Source organism: Streptomyces sp. DSM 42067, assembly GCF_055792885.1.
Window position 1 is genome coordinate 6069601 of sequence record NZ_CM147706.1, and the last position, 22605, is coordinate 6092205.

Genomic DNA, 22605 nt, shown 5'->3' on the forward strand with positions numbered 1-22605 from the left:
GGGGTCAGGAACCACCGTTGATCTTGGCCTCGGTGACCGCGCCGTCCTCGACGCCCCACTTCTCGATGATCTTCTTGTACTCGCCGTTCTCGATGATCGCGTCGAGTGCGGCCTGCAGCGCGTCGCGCAGCTCGGTGTTGTCCTTGGCGACGGCGATGCCGTACGGGCCCGCCTCGACCTGGTCGCCGACGATCTCGAAGTACTTGCCGCCGCCGGCGTTCTTCACGGAGTACGCGGCGATCGGGAAGTCGGCGGAGACGACGTCGGCGCCCTTGGAGCGCATGCGGGTCTCGGCCTCGGGGTTGGTGGCGAAGTCCTCGATCTTCAGGGTCTTCTCGCCGTCCTTCTCACACTTCTTCGCCTGGTCCTTGGCGAGGTCGTGGGAGAAGGTGTTGCGCTGCACGGCCATCGTCTTGCCGCACAGGTCGTCCCAGGTCTTGATTCCCTGGTCGTCGCCCTTGTTGGTGTAGAGCGAGACACCCGCGGTGAAGTAGTCGACGAAGTCGACGCCGGCGCCGACCTTCTTGCCGGTGTCGGCGTCGACGCCCTCCTGGCGGTCCTTGGTGTCGGTCATGGCCGACATGGCGATGTCGTACCGCTTTGAGGCGAGGCCGCCGATGAGGGTGTCGAAGGTGCCGTTCTCGAACTTGAACGTCACGCCGAGCTGCTTGCCCATCGCGGCCGCGATGTCCGGGTCGATGCCGACCGTCTTGCCGGAGTCGTCCTTGAACTCGACCGGCGCGTACGCGATGTCCGAGCCGACCTTGATCTCGCCCTTGTCCCGGATCTCCTTGGGCAGCTTGTCGGCCAGCGGGGCGCTGGTCGTCTCGTTGGTGCTCGGGCCGTCGTCCTTGGTCTGGTCACCACAGCCTGTGAGCAGCAGCGCACCGGCGACCGCGATTGCGCCGACCGCGGCGATCCGGGACTTCGCGGAGCTCGCGGCGGTCGTACGGCGGGTGAAGCTTGCGGTCATGGTTGGTTTCCTCCGGGTGAGGGCGATGCCGATCGGTCGACGGGCACACACCATCGAGTGTCGCGACCACGTGTGATTACGGCATCTTGCCATTCGGACTAGCCCCTTCAGGACGTCGGCCATGTCAAAATCGGATAACGGGTGACCCCCGAATCCCGTCAGGTCGGCACATCACGGCCGGACCTTCTACGGGATTGCCTCCCTCCGGCCGGAGGATCTTCGGCGCATCTCAGCATGTGAGCGATTCCCGACGACGCGCCTGTGCCGTACACGGAGCTGTCACCGACTTGTCCAGAAAACCGGCTATGAGTCATGTCACCGCAACGATATGGACTCGTCGGCGGTGGGGTCCGTCGGGTAAGAAGGTTCCTTACACCCCTCATCCGGGGCCCAGGGCGCGTGTGCGGCGCGCCCGTCGCGTATGTACCCCGTACGTATCGGTCAAATCGGGGCATATGTGGTGCCCGCCCACCCCTCAATCAGGAGTGGACACCCTCAACCAATGAAGCCTTAAGGGGTAAAACAAAGTGGCAGCGGAGATCGTCAATCCTCGCAGCGACAGCAGTACGGGTCAGGAGGGCGAGGGCGAGCCCCTCGATTCGTTCGACCCGGCGTTCGCGCTGCACCGCGGCGGCAAGATGGCCGTGCAGGCCACGGTGCCGGTCCGTGACAAGGACGACCTGTCCCTCGCGTACACGCCCGGCGTCGCCAAGGTGTGCAGCGCCATCGCCGAGCAGCCGGACCTCGTCCACGACTACACGTGGAAGTCGAACGTCGTCGCCGTCGTGACGGACGGGACGGCCGTGCTCGGGCTCGGAGACATCGGCCCGGAGGCCTCCCTTCCGGTGATGGAGGGCAAGGCGATCCTTTTCAAGCAGTTCGGTGGCGTGGACGCGGTGCCGATCGCTCTCGCGACGACGGACACGGACGAGATCGTCGACACCGTGGTGCGGCTCGCCCCCTCGTTCGGCGGCGTCAATCTGGAGGACATCTCGGCGCCGCGCTGCTTCGAGATCGAGCGCAGGCTCCAGGAGCGGCTCGACATTCCCGTCTTCCATGACGACCAGCACGGCACGGCCGTCGTCACGCTCGCCGCCCTGCGGAACGCGACGAAGCTGACCGGCCGGACGCTGGGTGATCTGCGTGCGGTGATCTCGGGTGCGGGGGCGGCGGGCGTCGCCATCGCGAAGATGCTCCTGGAGGCCGGTATCGGGGATGTCGCGGTCGCCGACCGCAAGGGCATCGTCAGCGCCGACCGCGACGACCTCACGCCGGTCAAGCAGGAGCTCGCGGCGATCACCAACAAGGCGGGGATCAGCGGTTCGCTGGAGGCCGCCCTGTCCGGCGCCGACGTCTTCATCGGCGTCTCCGGCGGTACGGTGCCGGAGCCGGCGGTGGCGTCGATGGCCGAGGGCGCGTTCGTGTTCGCCATGGCGAACCCGAACCCCGAGGTGCACCCGGACATCGCCCACAAGTACGCGGCCGTGGTCGCGACCGGGCGGTCCGACTTCCCGAATCAGATCAACAACGTGCTCGCGTTCCCGGGCATCTTCGCGGGCGCGCTGCAGGTGCGGGCCTCCCGGATCACCGAGGGCATGAAGATCGCGGCCGCGGAGGCGCTGGCGGGGGTCGTCGGGGACGATCTCGCGGCGGACTACGTGATTCCGTCGCCGTTCGATGAGCGGGTTGCTCCGGCGGTGACTGCGGCGGTGGCCGCGGCCGCTCGGGCTGAAGGTGTTGCTCGCCGCTAGGCGAGTGCTCTGCGCTGAGCGTGAATTGCGGCCCCGCCCGGGTCGGCCTTCGGCCTTCCCCGGGCGGGGCCGGTTTGTTTTCCCACCCGGCCATCGGTGCGGGCCGCATTCCGGCTGCCCGTCAGTGTGCAGATTCCAGAGGCCCGCCGCAGGCGCCCGGTGCGCGGTGTGTCACACCCGCATGCCGTTTCGCCCCGCCCCGCTCCCCCCTATCGTCAAGGTCATGTTCGCTGCCTATGCCGCCCGTATTGACCGTGACCAGCCCCTCAACGGCCTTGAGTTGGGGGAGCGCCCCGCTCCCGAGGCTCGGCCCGGCTGGACCACCGTGAACGTCAAGGCCGCCTCCCTCAACCACCACGACCTGTGGTCGCTGCGCGGAGTGGGTCTGAGTGAGGACAAGCTGCCGATGATCCTCGGCTGCGACGCCGCCGGGATCGACGAGGACGGGAACGAGGTCGTCCTGCACTCCGTCATCGGCCAGACCGGCCACGGAGTCGGGCCGAAGGAGCCCCAGACCATCCTCACCGAGAAGTACCAGGGCACCTTCGCCGAACAGGTCACGGTGCCCACGTGGAACGTGCTTCCGAAGCCGAAGGAGCTCTCCTTCGAGGAGGCCGCCTGTCTGCCGACCGCATGGCTCACCGCGTACCGCATGCTCTTCACCAACGCCGGTGTACGCCCCGGGGACTCGGTCCTCGTGCAGGGCGCCGGCGGCGGTGTCGCGACGGCGGCGATCGTGCTCGGCAAGGCTGCGGGCCTGCGGGTCTTCGCCACCAGCAGGGACGAGGCGAAGCGCAAGCGCGCCCTGGAGCTGGGGGCCGTGGAGGCGCTCGAGTCGGGTGCGCGGCTGCCGCAGCGAGTGGACGCGGTCATCGAAACGGTCGGAGCGGCCACCTGGTCGCACTCCGTCAAGTCGCTGCGGCCGGGCGGCACACTGGTCATTTCCGGCGCGACGAGCGGCGACCGCCCCTCGCACGCGGAACTCACCCGCATCTTCTTCCTGGAACTCAAGGTCGTCGGCTCCACGATGGGCACGAAGGACGAGCTGGAGGATCTGCTCGCGTTCTGCGCGGCGACGGGCGTGCGGCCCGTGATCGACGAGGTGCTGCCGCTGGACCGGGCGCGGGAGGGCTTCGAGCGGATGGAGTCCGGCGGGCAGTTCGGGAAGATCGTCCTCACCGTGTGAGCGACCGGCTGGTCTCTCTCGTTTCTTGGGGCGGCGTTCAGCCCTCCCTGTCAATAATGGTTGACAGCGAGGGCTTGTCAACGTAGGTTGACGTCATGACCGAAGCAACGGATCTCGCCGAGCGTGCAGGTGATCGCGATCCGCGCGTCGGGCTGCGGGCCGTCGCCGCGTTGCGGCGGCTGCTGGAGCAGCTCGAAGCGGTTCAGGTGCGCAGTGCGCGCAATCAGGGCTGGTCGTGGCAGGAGATCGCCGCGGAGCTCGGCGTAAGCAGGCAGGCCGTGCACAAGAAGTACGGGAGGCGCTGATGTTCGAGCGGTTTACGAAGCATGCCCGCGCTGTGGTGACCGGCGCGGTTGAGCATGCCGAGCGGCTGGATGCGGGCTCCGTCGGCGAGGAGCACATGTTGCTCGCCCTGCTCGACCGCGAGGGGAGCCGTGCGTCGTTCGCGCTCGCCTCGTTGGGTGTCACCGGTCGCCGGGAGTCCGTCGAGCGTTCGCTGGCCGAGGCGCGACGGCGCGGCGGGCTGTCGCAGGCCGACACGGACGCGCTCGCAGGGCTGGGCATCGACGTGACCGCGATCGTGTCCCGGGTCGAGGAAGTCCACGGGGTGGGTGCGCTGGACGACGACACGAGTCGGAGGGGCCGGGGCCGGCGGACGGGCCGCCGCCCCTTCGGCCCGGAGGCCAAGAGCACGCTGGAGAAGTCCCTGCGCATCGCGCTCGGCCGCGGCGACCGCTCCATCGGCGACGAACACATCCTGCTCGCCCTGACCGCCCGTCCCGGCATCGCCGCCGAGGTGCTTGCCGAACATGGCGTGACCTACGGGGCGGTGGAGCGGGTGCTGGGCGGAGGGGGAGAGGCGAAGGCGGGCTGAGGCGGGACCGGAGTCGGTCCGGATACCGGCTGAGTCCGGACCGGAGTCGGCCCGGATACCGGCTGAGTCCGGACCGGAGTCGGCCCGGATACCGGCTGCTGCCCCGCCGGGCCTGCGGCGGCATGAGGCGGCATGAGGCGGCCGGCAACTCCCCCGAGGAGTGGCCGGCCGTCGTGTCACGTCCGCGGCGTCCGCAGCACTGCTCCGATATGCGCCGCCGCCGTCGACAAGTGACGGCGGGCCTCGCGGAGTTGCTCCTCCGTCACGCCGTGGTCCCGGGCCGCGTCGCGGATGTCGTCGCGGAAGCGGTCCAGGATGCGGTCCAGGTCGCGTGCCGGATTGCCGGTCGAGGCCTCATGGGCCCAGCCCGGCTCGAAGTCGGCGGGGAAGCCCTCCTGCTCGCCCAGGAACTCGGGCTCCGGAACGCCCGGCCGTGACTCCGAGGCGCCTGCGCGGCCCGCGGCGCCGAAGCCCTTGCCGGACTCCTTCCCGACGTACTTGCCGAAGTCGCCGAACTCCTTGGCCAGTTCGGCGAGACTCTCCCGCACCCCTGTCGGCCAGTCGCCCCGCGCGAAATGGTCCTGCACCTGGTCCTGGATGCGCTGGGCGACGCGCTGGAACTCCTCCGTCGCCTGGGCGTGCGCCTTCTCCTGGGCCTCCTTGGCCTGGCGGCGTGCCCGCTGAGCCTCCTCGCGGGCCCGGCGACTCTCGTCCTTCGCGCGCCGAGCCTGCTCCTTCCACTCCTGCTTGGCGCGCTTGAACTCCTCCTTGGCCTGGCGCCACGCCTCCGTGTCGCCCCACGCCCCGTCGAAGAAGTCCGACGCCTCCGGGAACCCCTTGCCACCTGCGCCGGCGCGTGACTTGCTGCGGGCCTCCTGCGCCGCCGCCCGTATGTCGCGTCGCAGGTCGCCCGCCGCCCCGCTCACATCGGCGCGGATCTCGGCGGCGAGCTCCGCCACCGATTCGCGGATCTCCAGCTCCAGATCGGCCAGCTCGCCGCTGCGGTCGGCAAGTTCGTCCCGTCCCGCGTCCGTGATCGCATAGACCTTGCGGCCGCCCTCCGTGGTGTGGGTGACCAGGCCTTCGGCCTCCAGCTTCGCCAGGCGCGGGTACACCGTGCCCGCCGAAGGCGCGTACAGGCCCTGGAAGCGCTCCTCCAGGAGGCGGATCACCTCATAGCCGTGTCGAGGCGCCTCGTCCAGCAGCTTCAGCAGATACAGGCGCAGTCGCCCGTGGGCGAAGACGGGAGGCATGTCAGAGCACCTTCTTGTCGGTCGGGCCGTCGGTGGAGCTGTCGGCGAAGCCGCCGGAGGGACCGTCAACGGTCGGGGACGGCACATCAGGGGACGGGGCGTCAGCGGGTGGGGCGTCCAGGGGCCCCTCGGCCGGTTCGTCCTCGGCAGGCGGCCTGCGCAGCAACGCGATCGAGCCCGACACCGTCGTCGCCTTCAGCTTTCCGTTGCCCGCCCCCAGCCGGCCGGTGATCCTCTTGGCGCCCCACTGGCCGCTGACCCGCAGGTCCTCGAAGGCGTTCGACACCGTCCCGCTCGCCGTGTTCGCCTCCACCTCCGCGTCCGCCGGATGCGGCAGGCGGATCGCGATCTCGCCGGACACGCTGGTGAGGCTGACATCCGTGGGCTGGTCGGTGGGGTCGAGGTCCACGATCATGGAACCGCTCACAGAGTCGGCTCGTACGCACGAACCCGCGCCCTCGACGACCGTCAGGTCGCCGGACACGGAGTTGAAGCGGAGATCGCCCTTGACGGCCTGGGCCTCGACGCTGCCCGAGACGGTGTCCGCACGGGTGCTCCCCGCGAGCCCGAGCAGTGTGGTGTCACCGGTGACGCCCTTGACCTCCGTGCACCCTTCGATTCCGGAGACGACCGCTCCGGCTCCGACGACGCCCACCTCGACGCGCGTCCCCGTCGGAACGGCCAGCGACACCACCGCGCTGCGCCGCCAGCCCTTGCGGTCGAGCCACTTGAGGAAGCCCTTCCACGGCAGGTCCTCGTACGCCACGGTGAGGGTGCCGTCGGCCTGGGTGACGACCAGGGGAGGGCCCTCTATCTCGGACACCTCGAGCCGTGTGCCCCCCTCGCGGTTCAGTACGGCTTCGTCGGTGCCCACCACGTTCACCGTGCCGTTGACGATGCGCACGTGCAGTGCCGTCACCGGGGCGTCGAACGTGAGCTTCTTGGGCTCTGCGACGGACCACTCGGGCATGGGACCGGCCTCCTCGGGCGGAGCGACGCCGCCCCGCCGCCGAGGCGCCGTAGGCTGACGTAGGGGACGACGCGCCATATCGCGTCTTCTCACACACACGATATATCGCGGCTACGGGAAGTCAAGACACCCGTTCCGGGGAACCCGCTGTCCATGGCCTGCGCCCGGCACGTTCATGTACGCCGATTGGTCGTTATGTGCCCTAGCGTGGGGGTATGTCGCACGACACCTCCGCCGCCTCCGACAGCGAACTCGCGCACGCCGGCGCCGCCGGGGCGCTGCTGCTGTGCCGGGCCGTACCCGACGCGGTGGCGCCGGGAGCGCAGCTGCTGCGGGAGCGGATGCTGCTCGCCCATGCGGGGCCGGAGTGGAGCGTGCTCGTTCCGGAGGGCACAGCATGGCTGCACGGCGGCGAGCCGGTCGACCGGGTACTCGGCGGCTGGGCCGCAGCGCTCGCCGTGGGGGCACCCTGGCCGGCACTCGCCCTGTGGTGGGACGACGACCGCAGCGGCTACACCCTCGCCTCGGGATTCCGCCGCACGGTCGGCTACGAATGGCTGGCGAACGGCACGCCGCTCGGCCAGGACGAGGCGATGCGCACCTTCGCGGCCCGGCTCGGCCTCGACCCGGTGCTGGACGTGCAGTCCCTGGTCGAACTGACCAAGACGGACACGGACGCCGACGCGCGCGCCCGCATGCTCGGCCTGATCACGGTCCTCACGCGCGCGGGGCTGACGCTTCCCGCCGGACTCGTCCCCGGCGAGCCTGCCCACCGCCTGCGAGAGGTCGCCCGCAGCCGGCCGGACGTCCAGCACATCGAATGGCCAGGGTGGCGCGATGCCGTCCGCGACGAATTCGACGTGGTCGCCGGCACCCGCCTGGGGCCCTGGCTCCGCGGCCCGAATGCCCGCGCACTCTCCGTGGCCCAGCTGGCAACGGGCCTGCCACTCACCCTCTGGGGCGTACGCCACCGCAGCGCGGGGTGGGTCGTCGCGGGTTCGCTGCTCCTCATCAACGGGGCGCTCGGACTCGCGTACGACCGGATGGCCGCGCGGGACTGAGCACCTGCCGACGCCCGCAGCAAGCGGAAAACTACTCGTCGTCCTCGTCGTCCAGCCGCGCCAGCCACGTGGCCAGCCGCTCGACCGGGACCTCGAAGTCGGGGTTCAGATCGACGAACGTACGCAGCTGCTCGGCGAGCCACTCGAAGGTGATCTCCTCCTCGCCGCGCCGCTTCTCCAGTTCCTCGATGCCGCGGTCGGTGAAGTACAAGTCGTGCTCCTGATGCGGATGGGTTCCTCTCTCACAGGGTATGGGGTGCGCCTGTGTACAGACGCCGGAGGGCCCGGCACCGAGTCCAGGAACTCGGGGCCGGGCCCTCCGGTCGGTCACCTACGCGAAGGCTCCGAGGCTCAGGCCTCGAAGACCTCCCGCACCAGCTGCTCCTGCTCGGCCTGGTGCCGCTTCGCCGATCCCACCGCCGGGGAAGAGCCGTGCGGGCGCGAGATACGGCGCAGGCGCTCGCGGGCCGGGATGTCCTCGCCGACGGCGAGGTCCAGGTGGTCGATCAGGTTGAGCGCGATGAACGGCCAGGCACCCTGGTTGGCCGGCTCCTCCTGGGCCCACAGGTACTTCTCGGCGTTCGGGTACTTGGCGATCTCCGCCTGGAGCTCGGCACCCGGCAGCGGGTACAGGCGCTCGAGGCGGATGATCGCCGTGTCCGTGGCGCCGCGCTTGGCGCGCGCCGCCTCCAGGTCGTAGTAGACCTTGCCGGCGCAGAAGACGACCTTGCGGACCGCGGCCGGGTCGACAGTCGCGTCGGCGATGACGGGACGGAAGCCGCCCGTGGTGAACTCCTCCGTCTTCGAGGCCGCTGCCTTGAGGCGCAGCATCGACTTCGGGGTGAAGACGACCAGCGGCTTGTGGTGCGGGTTGTGCACCTGCCACCGCAGGAGGTGGAAGTAGTTCGACGGGAGGGTCGGCATCGCGACCGTCATGTTGTTCTGGGCGCAGAGCTGCAGGAAGCGCTCCGGGCGGGCCGAGGAGTGGTCAGGGCCCTGGCCCTCGTAGCCGTGGGGCAGGAGCAGGGTGACGCCGGACGTCTGGCCCCACTTCTGCTCGGCCGACGAGATGAACTCGTCCACGACCGTCTGCGCGCCGTTGACGAAGTCACCGAACTGCGCCTCCCAGAGGACGAGCGCCTCGGGGCGGGCCAGCGAGTAGCCGTACTCGAAGCCCATCGCCGCGTACTCGGACAGGAGCGAGTCGTAGACGTTGAAGCGCGCCTGGTCGTCCGAGAGGTACAGCAGCGGGGTGTAGTCCTCGCCCGTCTCGCGGTCCACCAGCACCGCGTGGCGCTGGCCGAACGTGCCGCGGCGGGAGTCCTGGCCGGACAGCCGGACCGGGGTGCCCTCGAGCAGCAGCGAACCGAACGCCAGGGTCTCGCCCATCGCCCAGTCGATCGTGCCGTCCTCGACCATGGTCGCGCGGCGCTGCAGCTGCGGCATCAGACGCGGGTGGACGGTGATCCGCTCGGGGATGTTGACCTGGGACTCGGCGATCCGCTTCACGATCTCCTGGGAGATCGCGGTGGTGACGGCCACCGGGAACTCGGCCTTGGCGTCCGGGACCTGGGCCTCGGCGGGCTGCGAGGTGGCCTCGCGGACCTCCGTGAAGACCTTCTCCAGCTGGCCCTGGTAGTCCTGCAGCGCCTGCTCGGCCTCTTCCAGCGTGATGTCGCCGCGACCGATGAGGGACTCGGTGTACAGCTTGCGCACCGAGCGCTTCTTGTCGATCAGGTCGTACATCAGCGGCTGCGTGAAGGACGGGTTGTCGGCCTCGTTGTGACCGCGGCGGCGGTAGCAGATGAGGTCGATGACGACGTCCTTGTTGAACGCCTGGCGGAACTCGAAGGCCAGACGGGCCACGCGGACCACGGCCTCCGGGTCGTCGCCGTTCACGTGGAAGATCGGCGCCTCGATCATGCGGGCCACGTCGGTGGAGTACATCGACGAGCGCGAGGACTCCGGCGCGGCCGTGAAGCCGACCTGGTTGTTGATGACGATGTGGACCGTGCCGCCCGTGCGGTAGCCGCGCAGCTGCGACATGTTGAGGGTCTCGGCCACGACGCCCTGGCCCGCGAAGGCCGCGTCACCGTGCAGGGCGACCGGCAGGACCGTGAAGTCCGAGCCGCCCTTGCCGATGATGTCCTGCTTGGCGCGCGCGACACCCTCGACGACCGGGTCGACCGCCTCGAGGTGCGAGGGGTTGGCGGTCAGCGAGACCTTGATCTGCTCGCCGTCCAGGCCGGTGAAGGTGCCCTCGGCGCCCAGGTGGTACTTCACGTCGCCGGAGCCGTGCATCGACTTCGGGTCGAGGTTGCCCTCGAACTCGCGGAAGATCTGCGCGTACGACTTGCCGACGATGTTCGCGAGGACGTTCAGGCGGCCGCGGTGGGCCATGCCGATGACGACCTCGTCGAGGCGGGACTCCGCAGCGCTGTCGATGACCGCGTCGAGCAGCGGGATGACCGACTCGCCGCCCTCGAGCGAGAAGCGCTTCTGGCCGACGTACTTCGTCTGCAGGAACGTCTCGAACGCCTCGGCGGCGTTCAGCCGGCGCAGGATGCGCAGCTGCTCCTCGCGCTCCGGCTTGGTGTGGCCGCGCTCCACGCGGTCCTGGATCCACTTGCGCTGCTTGGGGTCCTGGATGTGCATGTACTCGATGCCGGTGGTGCGGCAGTACGAGTCGCGCAGGACGCCGAGGACGTCGCGCAGCGTCATCATCGCCTTGCCGGCGAAGCCGCCGACGGCGAACTCGCGCTCCAGGTCCCACAGCGTGAGCCCGTGCTCGGTGATGTCCAGGTCGGGGTGCTTGCGCTGGCGGTACTCCAGCGGGTCGGTGTCGGCCATGAGGTGGCCGCGGACCCGGTAGGAGTGGATCAGCTCGAAGACGCGGGCGGCCTTGGTGACGTCGTCGTCGTGCGAGGCGTCGATGTCCTTGAACCAGCGGACCGGCTCGTACGGGATGCGCAGCGCCTCGAAGATCTCGTCGTAGAAGCCGTTCTCGCCGAGGAGGAGGTTCGCGACGATCCGCAGGAACTCGCCGGACGCCGCACCCTGGATCACACGGTGGTCGTACGTCGAGGTCAGCGTCATGACCTTGGAGATGCCCAGCTGGTTCAGGGTGTCCTGCGATGTGCCCTGGAACTCGGCCGGATAGTCCATCGAGCCGACGCCCATGATCACCGACTGGCCCGGCATCAGACGCGGCACGGAGTGCACGGTGCCGAGGCCGCCCGGGTTGGTCAGGGAGACCGTGACGCCGGTGAAGTCGTCCATCGTCAGCTTGCCGTCGCGGGCGCGGCGGACGATGTCCTCGTAGGCCTGCCAGAACTCGAAGAAGTTCAGCGTCTCGGCCTTCTTGATGGCCGCGACGACCAGCTGGCGGTCGCCGTTCGGCTTCACCAGGTCGATGGCGAGGCCGAGGTTGACGTGCGGCGGCTTGACCAGGGTCGGCTTGCCGTCCTTCTCGCCGAACGAGTAGTTCATCGACGGCATGGCCTTGATGGCCTGCACCATCGCGTACCCGATGAGGTGGGTGAAGGAGATCTTCCCGCCCCGGGCGCGCTTGAGGTGGTTGTTGATGACGATGCGGTTGTCGAAGAGCAGCTTCACCGGGACCGCGCGGACGGACGTGGCCGTCGGCAGCTCCAGGGAGGCGTTCATGTTCTTCGCGACGGCGGCGGAGGGGCCGCGCAGCGTCACGTACTCGGCGGCTGCGGGCGCCTCGGCGGGCGCGGCCTTGGCGGCGGGCTGCGCCGCGGCCGGCTTGGCAGCGGGAGCGGCGGCGGGCTTCGCCGCGGGGGCCGGGGCCGGAGCGGCAGCGGGCTTCGGGGCCGCAGGAGCGGCGGCGCTCGGAGCTGCCGGGGCGGCGGGCGCCGGAGCGGCTGCGGGAGCGCTCGGCGCGGCAGGGGCCTCGGCGGTGGTGCCCGGGGCCCCCGCTACAGCAGCACCGTCCGGCTTCGCCGTGGTGGCGGCGCCGCCACCCGGCTTGTAGTCGGCGAAGAAGTCCCACCAGGCGCGGTCTACCGAATTCGGGTCCTGGAGGTACTGCTGATAAATCTCGTCGACGAGCCACTCGTTGGCACCGAACGCGGCAGCTGGGTTCTTCCCGGCTTGGTCGGTCTCGGTGGAGATGCTCGAGTTACTGGGGGACTGTGGCGACACGGCGGCAACCGCCCTCTTCCGCTTCACAAGGTGATGGACAGCGGGAATAAAGGCTACGCCTCCATCGCCGAGAGGTGCAGGCCGGGCCGGTGATCCGTCGTGTAAGTCACATCGAAAACCGTGTTTCGGCGCTTGAAATGGCGGGAAACAAGCGTGGTTTCGCTATGTGCGGGTACGCCGACGTACGGACGTGCCCCTATGCGGGTACGCCGACACACGGTCGAGCCCCCTCGGGACCCCGCCTACTCGAACTTTACGTCAACTTTGCGGATGGGGCAGACCCGGAAGTGTGACCTGGATCCGGCAGCCGCGAGTGGATTCGGCCACGCCGATCGAGCCCCCGTGGAGGTCCACGGCCCAGCGGGCGATGGCCAGGCCCAGGCCCGTACCGCCGTCGCTGCCCGGCCCCTTCGAGGCCGCGTGGGAGTACCTGCCGCGGTTGAACCGCTCGAAGACCCGGTGCCACTCCGACCGCGGGATGCCCGGACCCTCGTCCAGCACCTCCAGGTCCAGCGACTCCGGGTACGGGCCGCGCCGCGCCCGCAGCGTCACCCGGCCGTGCGGCGGGCTGTGCTTGACCGCGTTGTCGATCAGGTTGGCCACGACCTGGTGGATCCGCTCCGGGTCCGCGTGCGCCGTCAGCTCGGGCGGCGACACGTCCAGGTGCAGATGGACGTCCGTACGGGTGTGGCTGCCGGAGCCCGAGGCGATGCCCGCGCGCTGCGAGGCGATCATGTTGGCCTCCTTCAGCACGCCAGACAGGTAGGGCCACACCTCGAAGCGTCGCGCCTTCAGCGGTACGACGCCGTTGTCAAGGCGTGACAGGTCCAGCAGCGTCTCGACGAGGCGGCCCAGGCGCTCGGTCTGCTTCAGCGCCGTGCGCATCGTCTCGGGGTCGGCGGACGAGACGCCGTCGACGACGTTCTCCAGGACCGCGCGCAGGGCCGCGATGGGGGTGCGCAGCTCGTGCGAGACGTTGGCGACGAGCTCCTTGCGCTGCTGGTCCTGGGCCTCCAGGTCGTCGGCCATGCGGTTGATCGTGGAGGCCAGGTCGCCGAGCTCGTCACGCCGGTCGGCGCCGCTCACGCGCCGTGTGTAGTCGCCGTGCGAGATGGCCCGGGCCACGGTGTTCATCTCGTCGAGCGGGGCGGTGAGGGAGTGCGCCACGAACTGGGTGATCAGCAGGGTCGCTATCACCGAGAAGACCGTGATGAAACGCAGCTCCGTCTCGGTGCGCACCGCGACCATCAGCAGGCCGGTGGTGATGAAGACGGAGACGACGACCAGGGTGCCGAGCTTCGTCTTGATCGAGAACGGCCGCAGCGAGCCCACGGGGCCTGCGCCACGGCGCGCCGGCCGGCGCCAGGGCTCCGCGTGCGGGTGCGAGGGCTCCTCGTACGGGCGCGAGGTTCCTCCGGGCCGGTCCGGATCCCTGCCCGCGCCCCCGCCCGCCCCCGGCAGCCCTGCCGACGCGCTCATGGCGTAGGCGTCTCCAGCGCGTACCCGACGCCGTGGACCGTGCGGATCCGCTCGGCGCCGATCTTGCGCCGCAGCGCCTTGATGTGGCTGTCGACGGTCCGGGTGCCGGAGGCGTCCGCCCAGTCCCACACCTCCGCCAGCAGTTGCTCGCGGGAGAGCACGGCGCGCGGTGTGTTCGCGAGGCACACCAGAAGGTCGAACTCGGTGGGCGTCAGATGGACGTCCTCACTGCGCACCCGCACCCGGCGCTGGGCGTGGTCGATCTCCAGCTCGCCGAGGCGCAGTATGCCGCTGCGCGGGGTGGTCGCGGCGAGCGCGGCCCGCTCCACGCGGCGCAGCAGGACGTGCACCCGGGCCGCCAGCTCGCGCATCGAGAACGGCTTGGTCATGTAGTCGTCCGCGCCGACACCGAGCCCGACCAGCATGTCGGTCTCGTCGTCACGAGCGGTCAGCATCAGCACCGGGACCGGCCGCTGTGCCTGCACCCGGCGGCACACCTCGAGGCCGTCGAAGCCGGGCAGCATCACATCGAGGATCAGCAGATCGGGTTGCCATGCCTCGGCCGTGTCGACGGCCGCCGGTCCGTCGCCCGCTGTTTGCACGAGGAATCCCTCGGCTCGCAGCCGCGCGGAGATGGCGTCGACGATCGTCGGGTCGTCCTCGACCACCAGCACCCGGCGCTGGGCACCCGGCGTGGCCGCCGCGGTGCCGTTGTGGGAGGTCTGTGTCGTCTGCTCCATCGCCCCGCCCCTGACTGTGCTTTCCGGAATCCGTGGGGTGATCCCATTACTGCGGTTGACGCGTGAATGATCTGCACGTCGGTCAGCAGCGTACGGGCAGTGACCGTGCCTCGGCTATTCAGCCCTGGTTGCAAGATGGACTACGTCCGGAACGCCCCGGGCAACAGGGACCTCTTCGGTACGGACCCCTTGGAACTGGGCATTCCGCAAGGATTCTTCGAAAAGTGACGACGGCTGGGCGGACCACACCGCAAGCACACCGCCCGGCGTGAGCCGCTCGCGGCATGCCGCGAGCCCGGCAGGGGAGTAGAGGCCCTCATTGTCCTCGGTCACGGTCCAGCCGGGGCCGTTGTCGATGTCCAGGCACAGTGCGTCGTACGTCTCTTCCGACTCGTGTACGAATGTGACGAGGTCGGCATGCACGATCTCCGTACGGGGATCGGCCAGCGCCTCGGCGGAGACCTGCGACAGCGGGCCCGCGCGGTGCCAGTCGATGACCGCCTGCTCGCGCTCGACGACCACGATGCGCTTCCAGCGCCGGTTCTGCGCCGCATGGGCGAGCGAGAAGCCGACGCCGAGGCCGCCGATGAGGACGGTCGGCGCGGGGCGGCCGTTCAGCGCGTTCAGCGCCGCGTCCACGAGGCGGCGCTCGGAGCGGCCGTCCGATGTGTCCATGAGAAAGCAGCCGTTGGCGATGATCTGCAGCAGGTCGCCGTGGCGACGGAGGACCACCTCGCCGTGGGGTCCGGACCGTCGGTCCAGGACTACGGGGCCTTCCGGGGCAGAGGTGTTGTACGACGTGGGCATGGTCCCATCCTGGTCGGGCCGCCCCTGGACGGCCACTTCTTTGCGACCCGTCCACCCGGCGGTGTGGGTCACCGGTCGGGCTCGCCGAACCACACCAGGCAGTGCCACAGCTGCTTGACGTACTGCAGCACTTCGTCCTGTGTGCCCCACTGCGCCCATTTCCGCGGCGTGGTGACGACGGAGGCCGCGGCGCGTCCCAGGACCTGTGCGTCCAGCAGTCCGTCCGGGCCCGCGAACTCGGCGCAGACGTGGAGGGCGAGCGGGCGCATGACCGGTCCGCGGAACTCGTCGTCCAGGTCCTCCGCCCGCAGACGGAAGCCCTCGTGCCACTCGACCGCGATCCCGTGGTGCCCCGCGGCCTCCAACAACAGCGCGCCGGTCCGTGTACGGCGGAAGGACGGGTCCAGAACCAGGGCTTCCGCGTCGAGGTGCAGGTCGACGGGGCCGTGGACCTGCACTTCGATGTACTCGTCCAGCGCCCGACCGTTCCGTACGGGGCGGTCAGGGCCCGGCAGTTCGTGCACGACCGCCACCGGGTCGGCGCCGGTGACGCCGAGGATCCGGCGGGTGTCGCGTGCCGTCTCGCACAGCCCGGCGAGTACCGGTGCGAAGGCGTCGATGGTGCCGATGTCGTCCGGGCCTACGTGGCTGTCGCCAAAGCAGTAGGTGGCGCGGGTGTGTACGGCGGGGCGCAGTCGCACATGGCAGGAGCCGTAGCGCGGGCACGCACCATCGGGGTGCTTCATCAGGTTGAGCCCGCCGTACCTGGGCCGCTCGCCTGCGGTGACGCCCGGCGCGTGATACGCCCCGCCGAACAGCCGCTCCTCCCATCCGTCCCGGTCCCCGCCGGGATACGCGGTGCGGCTGCCGTTGGACAGGCCCGTCTCGTACTGGCTGCGGTAACGCCCGTCCGCGCAGAGGGACTCGGCCACGGTGCGGCCGTCTGCGAGCAGCCGGTCGGGGTGGAAATTGAGCGTCACGCGCGCGTGGTCGCGTACGAGGGAGGTGAGTTCCCCGACGTGGTGCTCGAGGTGGGTGGCGGTGGCCGGGGCGGCGGGGGTGCTGCGTGTGTCGGTGTCGACTGCGGTGGCTGAGGCGGTAGTTGCTCCCATGGCGGAGGGCATGGGGGAGGGGACGGTTGCTGCCATACCGGTGGCGTCGGCGATGCGCGCCACCGCGTTCGCGTGGCGTACGCGGGCCGCGACCCGTACGTGGTGCAGGGCCGCAGCCTGAGCCGTCGTCAGCGGCCTCATGTGTCCGTGGCCCTGCGCAGCACGAGCGTCACGAAGCCGAGGGTGCCGCGGTAGCCGCGCAACCATGCCTCGCGGTGGGTGGCAGCCGCCTTCAGGGCGTCGTCGTGTCCCGGGTCGTCCGGGTGGTCCAGGGCCCAGCGGATCAGGGTCCCGGTCCAGGACCACTCGTACTCGTCCCACTCCTCGAGAGTGCTGACGTGCCCGTACACCGGGAGCCAGCCGTCCGCCACGACTCGGTCGACGGTTGTGGCGAGGTCGGCGAACTCGTCGGCGGCGAAACCGGCGTCGAGCGTCGCCCGGTCCGGCTCCCGCTCCCAGAAGCCGTCCCCGACGAGGACGCTGCCGCCCGGGGCGAGATGCCCGCGGGCGGCCCGGAGGGTGGGCAGCAGTCCGCCGAAGGCGTGGGCGGCGCCGACGCTGAGGACCAGGTCGTACGCGTGGGAGGCGGTGAACTCCGTCGCGTCCTGGTGGTGGAGGGTGAGCCGGTCGCCGATGCCGTACCGCTCGGCGGCCGCCCGGGCGCTCTCCAGGGACGCGGCGGCGAGGTCGACTCCGTCGGCCCGCAGCCCTGGCCGCCCGTCCAGGGCCCGCAGCAGCCACTCGCCGGAGCCGCAGCCGAGGTCGAGCAGACGCCCGGCCGCGCGCGGGAGCGCCCGTTCCAGAAGCCGTGCCACGGAGGCATCGCTCAGGGGTGCCGCTGTCGGGTGGTCGCCGTGGGCGAGTGCGCTGATCGTCTGCCGGTCCATCCGGGCATCGTGGCGGTGACCGGCCCTGCCTGTCTCGGGAATTAACCGGGCCGCCGAAGTCGAGGTAGGAGAGGCGATGCCCGTGCACGGTCGTGGCGGCGCGTTCCGGGTTCATGACGTTGCCGTCACAGGGATCGGGCGGTGAGTCGGGTTTCAGTGGTTTCCGGCGTGGGCCCGGTCGAGACGCTGCCGTCTCGGGCGACCCGGTGGAGCGCGGCGTCCGGTGTTCTCGTGACGACGTCGGCAAGGTCGCCTTCGACGAAGAGGGCGGCAACGCCGTCGTCCAGCGCCCAGCCGCCGGGCAGCGCCTCGCTCGCCACGGCGGAAAGATATGCCTGTCTGCGGCCGGCCTCGCTGTTGTAGTGCGGGCACATGCTGCCCGGCAGTAGCCCCAGTCCGCCGCGCAACGGTGCGAGTGGGCCGAAGGAGTCCGTGAGGCATGCCTCGAACCAGCAGGCCGCCCCGGCGCTGATCCCGCAGAGCAGCGTTCCGTTCGCGTATGCCTCGCGCAGGATGTCGTCCACGCCGTGCTCTCGCCACACGGCGAGCATGTTCACGGTGTTGCCGCCACCGACGTAAACGATGTCCTGGCTCAGCAGGCACGCGCGGAGATCCTCGTGGGTGCGCCGGAACAGCGGGAGATGGAGGGGCTCGCAGTCCTGGCGTCCCGCGAACGCGGTGTAGAAGCGTTCGATGTAGCCGTCTGCGTCACCGCTCGCCGTGGGCAGGAAGCAGACCTTCGGGCGCGTGCCCTTCGCATGACTCAGAACGAAGTCGTCGAGCACCGAGTCCGAGTCATCGGAGAACCCGCCGCCGAGCAGCACGATCTTCCGGACGGGGGTCATCGGTCGATACCGCGGTAGTCCATCCCGGCATCCTGGCGCAGCCGGCCCTGCCTGTCGCAGGAATTACGGGCCCTTGGGCACCGGACGTCTTCGTATCGGCCCTGTACCCCCTTCGTGCGGGCTCCTTACCGGCCCACACCCCAGCTGACCAGGTGAGCAGCCTTGATCGCTCGCAGCGAACACAGTGCGGGGAACATCTGCGGGCTCACGTGCATTGAGCCTGTACAGCTCAACTTGACTGCCGAAGGGGAGATCATGGCTTCGACGTCCACACCGCTCACCCTGCCCGTGCTGCCGCTCGACGACGAGGTCGTGCTGCCCGGGATGGTGGTTCCTCTGGACCTCACCGATGCCGACGTACGAGCCGCGGTGGAGGCCGCTCAGGCGGCGGCGCGGTCCAGTGGTGACAGCAAGCCGAAGGTGCTGCTTGTTCCACGCATCGACGGGACGTACGCCGCGACCGGTGTGCTCGGCACCGTCGAGCAGGTCGGGCGGCTCTCCGGCGGTGATCCCGGCGCGCTGATCCGCGGCCGCGGGCGGGTGCAGATCGGCGCCGGGACGACCGGGCCGGGTGCGGCGCTGTGGGTCGAGGGCCTGCAGGTCGACGAGACCGTGCCGGACCCGCTGCCCGGCGCGGTCTCCGAGCTCGTGAAGGAGTACAAGGCGCTCGCCACGAGCTGGCTGAACAAGCGTGGCGCGTGGCAGATCGTGGACCGCGTGACGCAGATCGACGACGTGTCGGCGCTCGCGGACAACTCCGGCTACTCACCGTTCCTGACCACCGCCCAGAAGGTGGAGCTCCTGGAGACCACCGACCCGGTCGCGCGCCTGAAACTCGCCACCGAGCAGCTGCGCGAGCACCTCGCCGAGCAGGACGTGGCCGAGTCCATCGCCAAGGACGTCCAGGAGGGCGTCGACAAGCAGCAGCGCGAGTTCCTCCTGCGGCGCCAGCTCGAAGCCGTACGCAAGGAGCTGCGCGAGCTCAACGGCGAGGACGGCGACGACGAGTCCGACGACTACCGCGCGCGCGTGGAGGCCGCCGACCTTCCCGAGAAGGTCCGCGAGGCCGCGCTCAAGGAGGTCGACAAGCTGGAGCGGTCGAGCGACCAGTCGCCCGAGGGCTCCTGGATCCGCACCTGGCTAGACACCGTGCTCGAGCTCCCGTGGCACGAGCGGACCGAGGACCAGTACGACATCCAGGGCGCCAAGGCCGTGCTCGACGCCGAACACGCCGGCCTGGAGGACGTGAAGGAGCGGATCACCGAATACCTGGCGGTGCGAAAGCGGCGCGCCGACCGGGGCCTGGGCGTGGTCGGCGGGCGGCGCGGGGGTGCCGTTCTCGCGCTCGTCGGCCCGCCCGGTGTCGGAAAGACCTCGCTCGGCGAGTCCGTGGCACACGCCATGGGGCGGAAGTTCGTGCGGGTCGCCCTCGGCGGCGTACGCGACGAGGCCGAGATCCGCGGTCACCGGCGTACGTACGTGGGTGCGCTCCCCGGCCGTATCGTCCGCGCCATCAAGGAGGCCGGGTCCATGAACCCGGTCGTCCTGCTCGACGAGATCGACAAGGTCGGCTCCGACTTCCGGGGCGATCCCGCGGCCGCGCTGCTCGAAGTCCTGGACCCGGCGCAGAACCACACCTTCCGGGACCACTACCTGGAGGTGGAGCTCGACCTGAGCGACGTCGTCTTCCTCGCCACGGCCAACGTCCTGGAGGCAATCCCGGAGGCGCTGCTCGACCGTATGGAGCTCGTCCGGCTCGACGGCTACACCGAGGACGAGAAGGTCGTCATCGCCCGGGACCACCTGCTGCCGCGCCAGCTGGAGCGAGGCGGGCTCAGCGAGGACGAGGTCACCATCGACGAGGGCGCGCTGCGCAGGCTCGCCGGTGAGTACACGCGCGAGGCGGGCGTACGGAACCTCGAGCGCTCCATCGCCCGGCTGCTGCGCAAGGTCGCGGCCCAGCACGAACTCGGCGAGCGGAAGCTGCCGTTCACGGTCACGGAGGGCGACCTCCGCGGGCTGATCGGGCGGCCGCACCACGTGCCCGAGTCCGCGCAGGACCCGGCCGAGCGGCGTACGGCCGTCCCCGGTGTCGCCACCGGGCTTGCCGTCACGGGCGCGGGCGGCGACGTGCTCTACGTCGAGGCGTCGCTCGCCGACCCGGAGACGGGCGCGGCCGGACTGACCCTCACCGGCCAGCTCGGCGACGTCATGAAGGAGTCCGCGCAGATCGCGCTCTCCTTCCTCCGCTCGCACGGCGCCGAACTGGAGCTGCCGGTCGGCGATCTGAAGGACCGGGGCGTGCACATCCACTTCCCGGCGGGCGCGGTGCCGAAGGACGGCCCGAGCGCGGGCGTCACCATGACGACGGCCCTCGCGTCGCTGCTCAGCGGCCGACTGGTCCGTACGGACGTGGCGATGACCGGTGAGGTGTCGCTGACCGGGCGGGTCCTGCCCATCGGCGGCGTCAAGCAGAAGCTGCTGGCCGCCCACCGGGCCGGGATCACGACGGTCGTCATCCCGAAGCGGAACGAGCCCGACCTGGACGACGTGCCCGCCGAGGTCCTGGAGAAGCTCGACGTCCACGCGGTCACGGACGTCCGCCAGGTGCTGGAGCTGGCGCTGTCGCCGGCGACGAACGGTTCGCCGGCGGAGGTGCCGCTCGCGGCCTGACGGAGATCGCGTCGTGACGGAGATTCCGGTCGCGGGGTGACGGCCGCGACCGGGAGGCAAAGGCCCGGGACTCCCCGTGGGTCCCGGGCCCGCGCGTACGCACTCGGCTTACGTAGCGATCAGCCCGCGTACGTACAGATCAGCCGTTGGCCAGTGCCTGCACCCGGTCCAGCGCCCCGTTGAACTTGTTGTGGTCGCCGACCGTCGGGCCCGTCGACGTGTACTGCCACATCGTGTAGTAGCTCCACCCGGCAGGCAGTGTGCCGACCGTCGTGTTGTAGCGGGCGATCCACAGCGGGTTGGTCGACGCGAAACCGCTGTAGTTGCCCGTGCACAGCGTCCACCAGCTCGTGGAGGTGTAGATCACCGCGTCCCGCCCGGTGCGCGCCTTGTACTGGTCCAGGAAGCTCTTGATCCAGCTGACCATGCCGCTCTGCGTCTTGCCGTAGCAGTCCGCCCCGTACGGGTTCCACTCGATGTCCAGCGCGCCCGGCAGTGTCTTGCCGTCCCTGGACCAGCCGCCGCCGTTGTCCACGAAGTAGTTGGCCTGGGTGGCGCCGCTCGTCGTGTCGGGGGTCGCGAAGTGGTACGAACCGCGGATCATCCCGACGTTGTACGAGCCGTTGTACTGCTGCGTGAAGTAGGTGTTCTTGTAGTACGTGCCTTCCGTGGCCTTGACGTAGGCCCACTTCACGCCGCTGCTCCAGAGCGTCGACCAGGCGACGTTGCCCTGGTGGCTGCTGACGTCGACGCCCTCCGTCTGGACGGCGCGGGTGTCCGGGGGCAGCCCGCCCTGGCCGTCGTGCTCGACGACGCCCATGCCCATGTAGGCCGAGCCCCGCGCCGGGATGTCCGCGGCGGCGGTGCCACCGGTGCCGGCCGCCTGCGCCGCGAACGGCAGCGTGAGCAGCAGGGAGAGTGCCGCGAGCAGGATTCCGGCCGCCGAGAGGCCCGGGCGGCGCGAGGGGTGGGGGCGGTGCGTGGATCTGTGCACGGGCATACGTGCCTCCGAAGGCCTCGGTGAGCTCGGTGGAGCTCAAAGGTGGGGGAAGGTGCCGCTGTGCCTGCACGCCGTCAGGGCGACAGAGTCCCGCCCGTCCTCGCCCAAGGCCTCGTCGACTCGGCGATGGCGTGCACATGCCAGACTGTGTGTGACGAGAGGGACTCTACGCACGTAGATATCGGGGAGGGAAGAGGGCCTGGCGTCTGCCGTTGGTCTAATCCTGCGAAATACTGGCCGAGCTGCGGCAATGGCCGCGCATGGACGGAAACTTTCAGAGTCGGGGAAACCGGGGCATGGGTGCTGACGTGCACGAGGACGGGAACGACGCCGGAAAGGACGCGGCACGCGCGACCGAATCCGAAGCGCCGGAAAAAGGTGTGGACCGCGAATTCCTCTCGCTGGAACGCGAGTTGACGCTCTTTCTGCGCCGCGCCCGGGCCTCGTCCGGCGAGATGGCCCGCGAGGTCCACCCGGACCTCGAACCCGCCGCGTACGGCCTCCTCGTACGGCTTGAGGAATGCGGGCAGCAGCGGGCCACCGAACTCGCCGCGTACATCGGCGTCGGAAAGGCCACTATGAGCCGGCAGCTGCGCGCGCTCGAGGAACTCGGGCTCGTCGCCCGCGAGCCCGACCCCGCCGACGGGCGCGCCTGGCTCGTGCACCTCACCGACGAGGGACGCGTCCGCTTCCGCACGGTCCGGGACGCCCGCCGCGCCCGCTACGTCCGCCAGCTCGCGAACTGGGACCGCAAGGAGGTGGCGGAGCTGGCCCGCCTCCTCCACCAGCTGAACGCGGGCGCCGAGGGCTAGCGATCATCCATACGG

General features: G+C 70.2%; 19 protein-coding genes. 7 read left to right on the forward strand and 12 right to left on the reverse strand.

The window, feature by feature from the left end:
* Positions 1-4 precede the first annotated feature (4 nt).
* On the reverse strand, positions 5-973 hold the full coding sequence (locus ACSMXV_RS27760) for an ABC transporter substrate-binding protein (protein ID WP_473173929.1): 969 nt from the start codon (positions 971-973) through the stop codon (positions 5-7).
* Between the two features lie 527 nt (positions 974-1500).
* Between ACSMXV_RS27760 and ACSMXV_RS27765 the strand changes: the two genes are divergently transcribed.
* The 4 genes from ACSMXV_RS27765 (at position 1501) to ACSMXV_RS27780 (ending at position 4784) form a co-directional block, all read left to right on the forward strand.
* The gene (locus ACSMXV_RS27765; protein ID WP_473173930.1) at positions 1501-2724 is read left to right on the forward strand and encodes an NAD(P)-dependent malic enzyme; all 1224 of its coding nucleotides are present in this window, start codon (positions 1501-1503) and stop codon (positions 2722-2724) included.
* Between the two features lie 223 nt (positions 2725-2947).
* Positions 2948-3910 (forward strand): zinc-binding dehydrogenase, encoded by a 963-nt coding sequence (locus tag ACSMXV_RS27770; RefSeq protein WP_473173931.1) that lies wholly within the window; start codon positions 2948-2950, stop codon positions 3908-3910.
* Between the two features lie 95 nt (positions 3911-4005).
* Positions 4006-4215 carry a helix-turn-helix domain-containing protein gene (locus ACSMXV_RS27775; protein WP_003997975.1) on the forward strand — a complete coding sequence of 70 codons (210 nt, stop codon included), beginning with the start codon at positions 4006-4008 and terminating at the stop codon, positions 4213-4215.
* On the forward strand, positions 4215-4784 hold the full coding sequence (locus tag ACSMXV_RS27780) for a Clp protease N-terminal domain-containing protein (RefSeq protein WP_473173932.1): 570 nt from the start codon (positions 4215-4217) through the stop codon (positions 4782-4784). Before ACSMXV_RS27775 ends, ACSMXV_RS27780 begins: the two co-directional genes overlap by 1 nt.
* A gap of 176 nt (positions 4785-4960) precedes the next feature.
* Here ACSMXV_RS27780 and ACSMXV_RS27785 read toward each other — a convergent pair whose 3' ends face one another.
* Positions 4961-6037 (reverse strand): PadR family transcriptional regulator, encoded by a 1077-nt coding sequence (locus ACSMXV_RS27785; RefSeq protein ID WP_473173933.1) that lies wholly within the window; start codon positions 6035-6037, stop codon positions 4961-4963.
* 1 nt (position 6038) lies between these two features.
* On the reverse strand, positions 6039-7007 hold the full coding sequence (locus tag ACSMXV_RS27790) for a DUF4097 family beta strand repeat-containing protein (protein WP_473173934.1): 969 nt from the start codon (positions 7005-7007) through the stop codon (positions 6039-6041).
* Positions 7008-7222: 215 nt separating this feature from the next.
* Here ACSMXV_RS27790 and ACSMXV_RS27795 point away from each other — a divergent pair, with 215 nt between their 5' ends.
* Positions 7223-8068: a hypothetical protein gene (locus tag ACSMXV_RS27795; protein WP_473173935.1), complete on the forward strand. Its 846-nt coding sequence runs from the start codon at positions 7223-7225 to the stop codon at positions 8066-8068.
* A gap of 31 nt (positions 8069-8099) precedes the next feature.
* Here ACSMXV_RS27795 and ACSMXV_RS27800 read toward each other — a convergent pair whose 3' ends face one another.
* The 8 genes from ACSMXV_RS27800 to ACSMXV_RS27835 form a co-directional block, all read right to left on the reverse strand.
* Complete coding sequence (locus ACSMXV_RS27800) at positions 8100-8279, reverse strand: DUF6104 family protein (protein WP_028420339.1); 180 nt, start codon at positions 8277-8279, stop codon at positions 8100-8102.
* A gap of 140 nt (positions 8280-8419) precedes the next feature.
* A complete protein-coding gene (locus tag ACSMXV_RS27805; protein ID WP_473173936.1) occupies positions 8420-12235 on the reverse strand; it encodes a multifunctional oxoglutarate decarboxylase/oxoglutarate dehydrogenase thiamine pyrophosphate-binding subunit/dihydrolipoyllysine-residue succinyltransferase subunit in 3816 nt (1271 codons plus the stop codon).
* Between the two features lie 258 nt (positions 12236-12493).
* Positions 12494-13714 (reverse strand): HAMP domain-containing sensor histidine kinase, encoded by a 1221-nt coding sequence (locus ACSMXV_RS27810; RefSeq protein ID WP_473173937.1) that lies wholly within the window; start codon positions 13712-13714, stop codon positions 12494-12496.
* Positions 13711-14454, reverse strand: coding sequence for a response regulator transcription factor (locus tag ACSMXV_RS27815; protein WP_473173938.1), 744 nt, complete (start codon positions 14452-14454; stop codon positions 13711-13713). The genes ACSMXV_RS27810 and ACSMXV_RS27815 overlap by 4 nt, the downstream gene beginning before the upstream one ends.
* Positions 14455-14568: 114 nt before the next feature.
* A complete protein-coding gene (locus ACSMXV_RS27820) occupies positions 14569-15261 on the reverse strand; it encodes a spermidine synthase (RefSeq protein WP_473173939.1) in 693 nt (230 codons plus the stop codon).
* Positions 15262-15329: 68 nt separating this feature from the next.
* Positions 15330-16514, reverse strand: coding sequence for a DUF3626 domain-containing protein (locus ACSMXV_RS27825; RefSeq protein ID WP_473173940.1), 1185 nt, complete (start codon positions 16512-16514; stop codon positions 15330-15332).
* On the reverse strand, positions 16511-17260 hold the full coding sequence (locus ACSMXV_RS27830) for an SAM-dependent methyltransferase (RefSeq protein ID WP_473173941.1): 750 nt from the start codon (positions 17258-17260) through the stop codon (positions 16511-16513). The genes ACSMXV_RS27825 and ACSMXV_RS27830 overlap by 4 nt, the downstream gene beginning before the upstream one ends.
* 125 nt (positions 17261-17385) lie before the next feature.
* On the reverse strand, positions 17386-18105 hold the full coding sequence (locus tag ACSMXV_RS27835) for a Type 1 glutamine amidotransferase-like domain-containing protein (RefSeq protein ID WP_473173942.1): 720 nt from the start codon (positions 18103-18105) through the stop codon (positions 17386-17388).
* Positions 18106-18360: 255 nt separating this feature from the next.
* Here ACSMXV_RS27835 and lon point away from each other — a divergent pair, with 255 nt between their 5' ends.
* Complete coding sequence (gene lon, locus ACSMXV_RS27840; RefSeq protein ID WP_473173943.1) at positions 18361-20778, forward strand: endopeptidase La; 2418 nt, start codon at positions 18361-18363, stop codon at positions 20776-20778.
* A 139-nt stretch (positions 20779-20917) separates the two neighbouring features.
* On the opposite strand, the gene ACSMXV_RS27845 is transcribed toward lon, so the two are convergent.
* Positions 20918-21778, reverse strand: a complete 861-nt coding sequence (locus tag ACSMXV_RS27845) for a lysozyme (protein WP_473173944.1) — start codon at positions 21776-21778, stop codon at positions 20918-20920.
* A gap of 296 nt (positions 21779-22074) precedes the next feature.
* Here ACSMXV_RS27845 and ACSMXV_RS27850 point away from each other — a divergent pair, with 296 nt between their 5' ends.
* Entirely contained in the window at positions 22075-22590 is a 516-nt protein-coding gene (locus tag ACSMXV_RS27850) for a MarR family winged helix-turn-helix transcriptional regulator (RefSeq protein ID WP_473173945.1), read from the forward strand.
* Positions 22591-22605 lie beyond the last annotated feature (15 nt).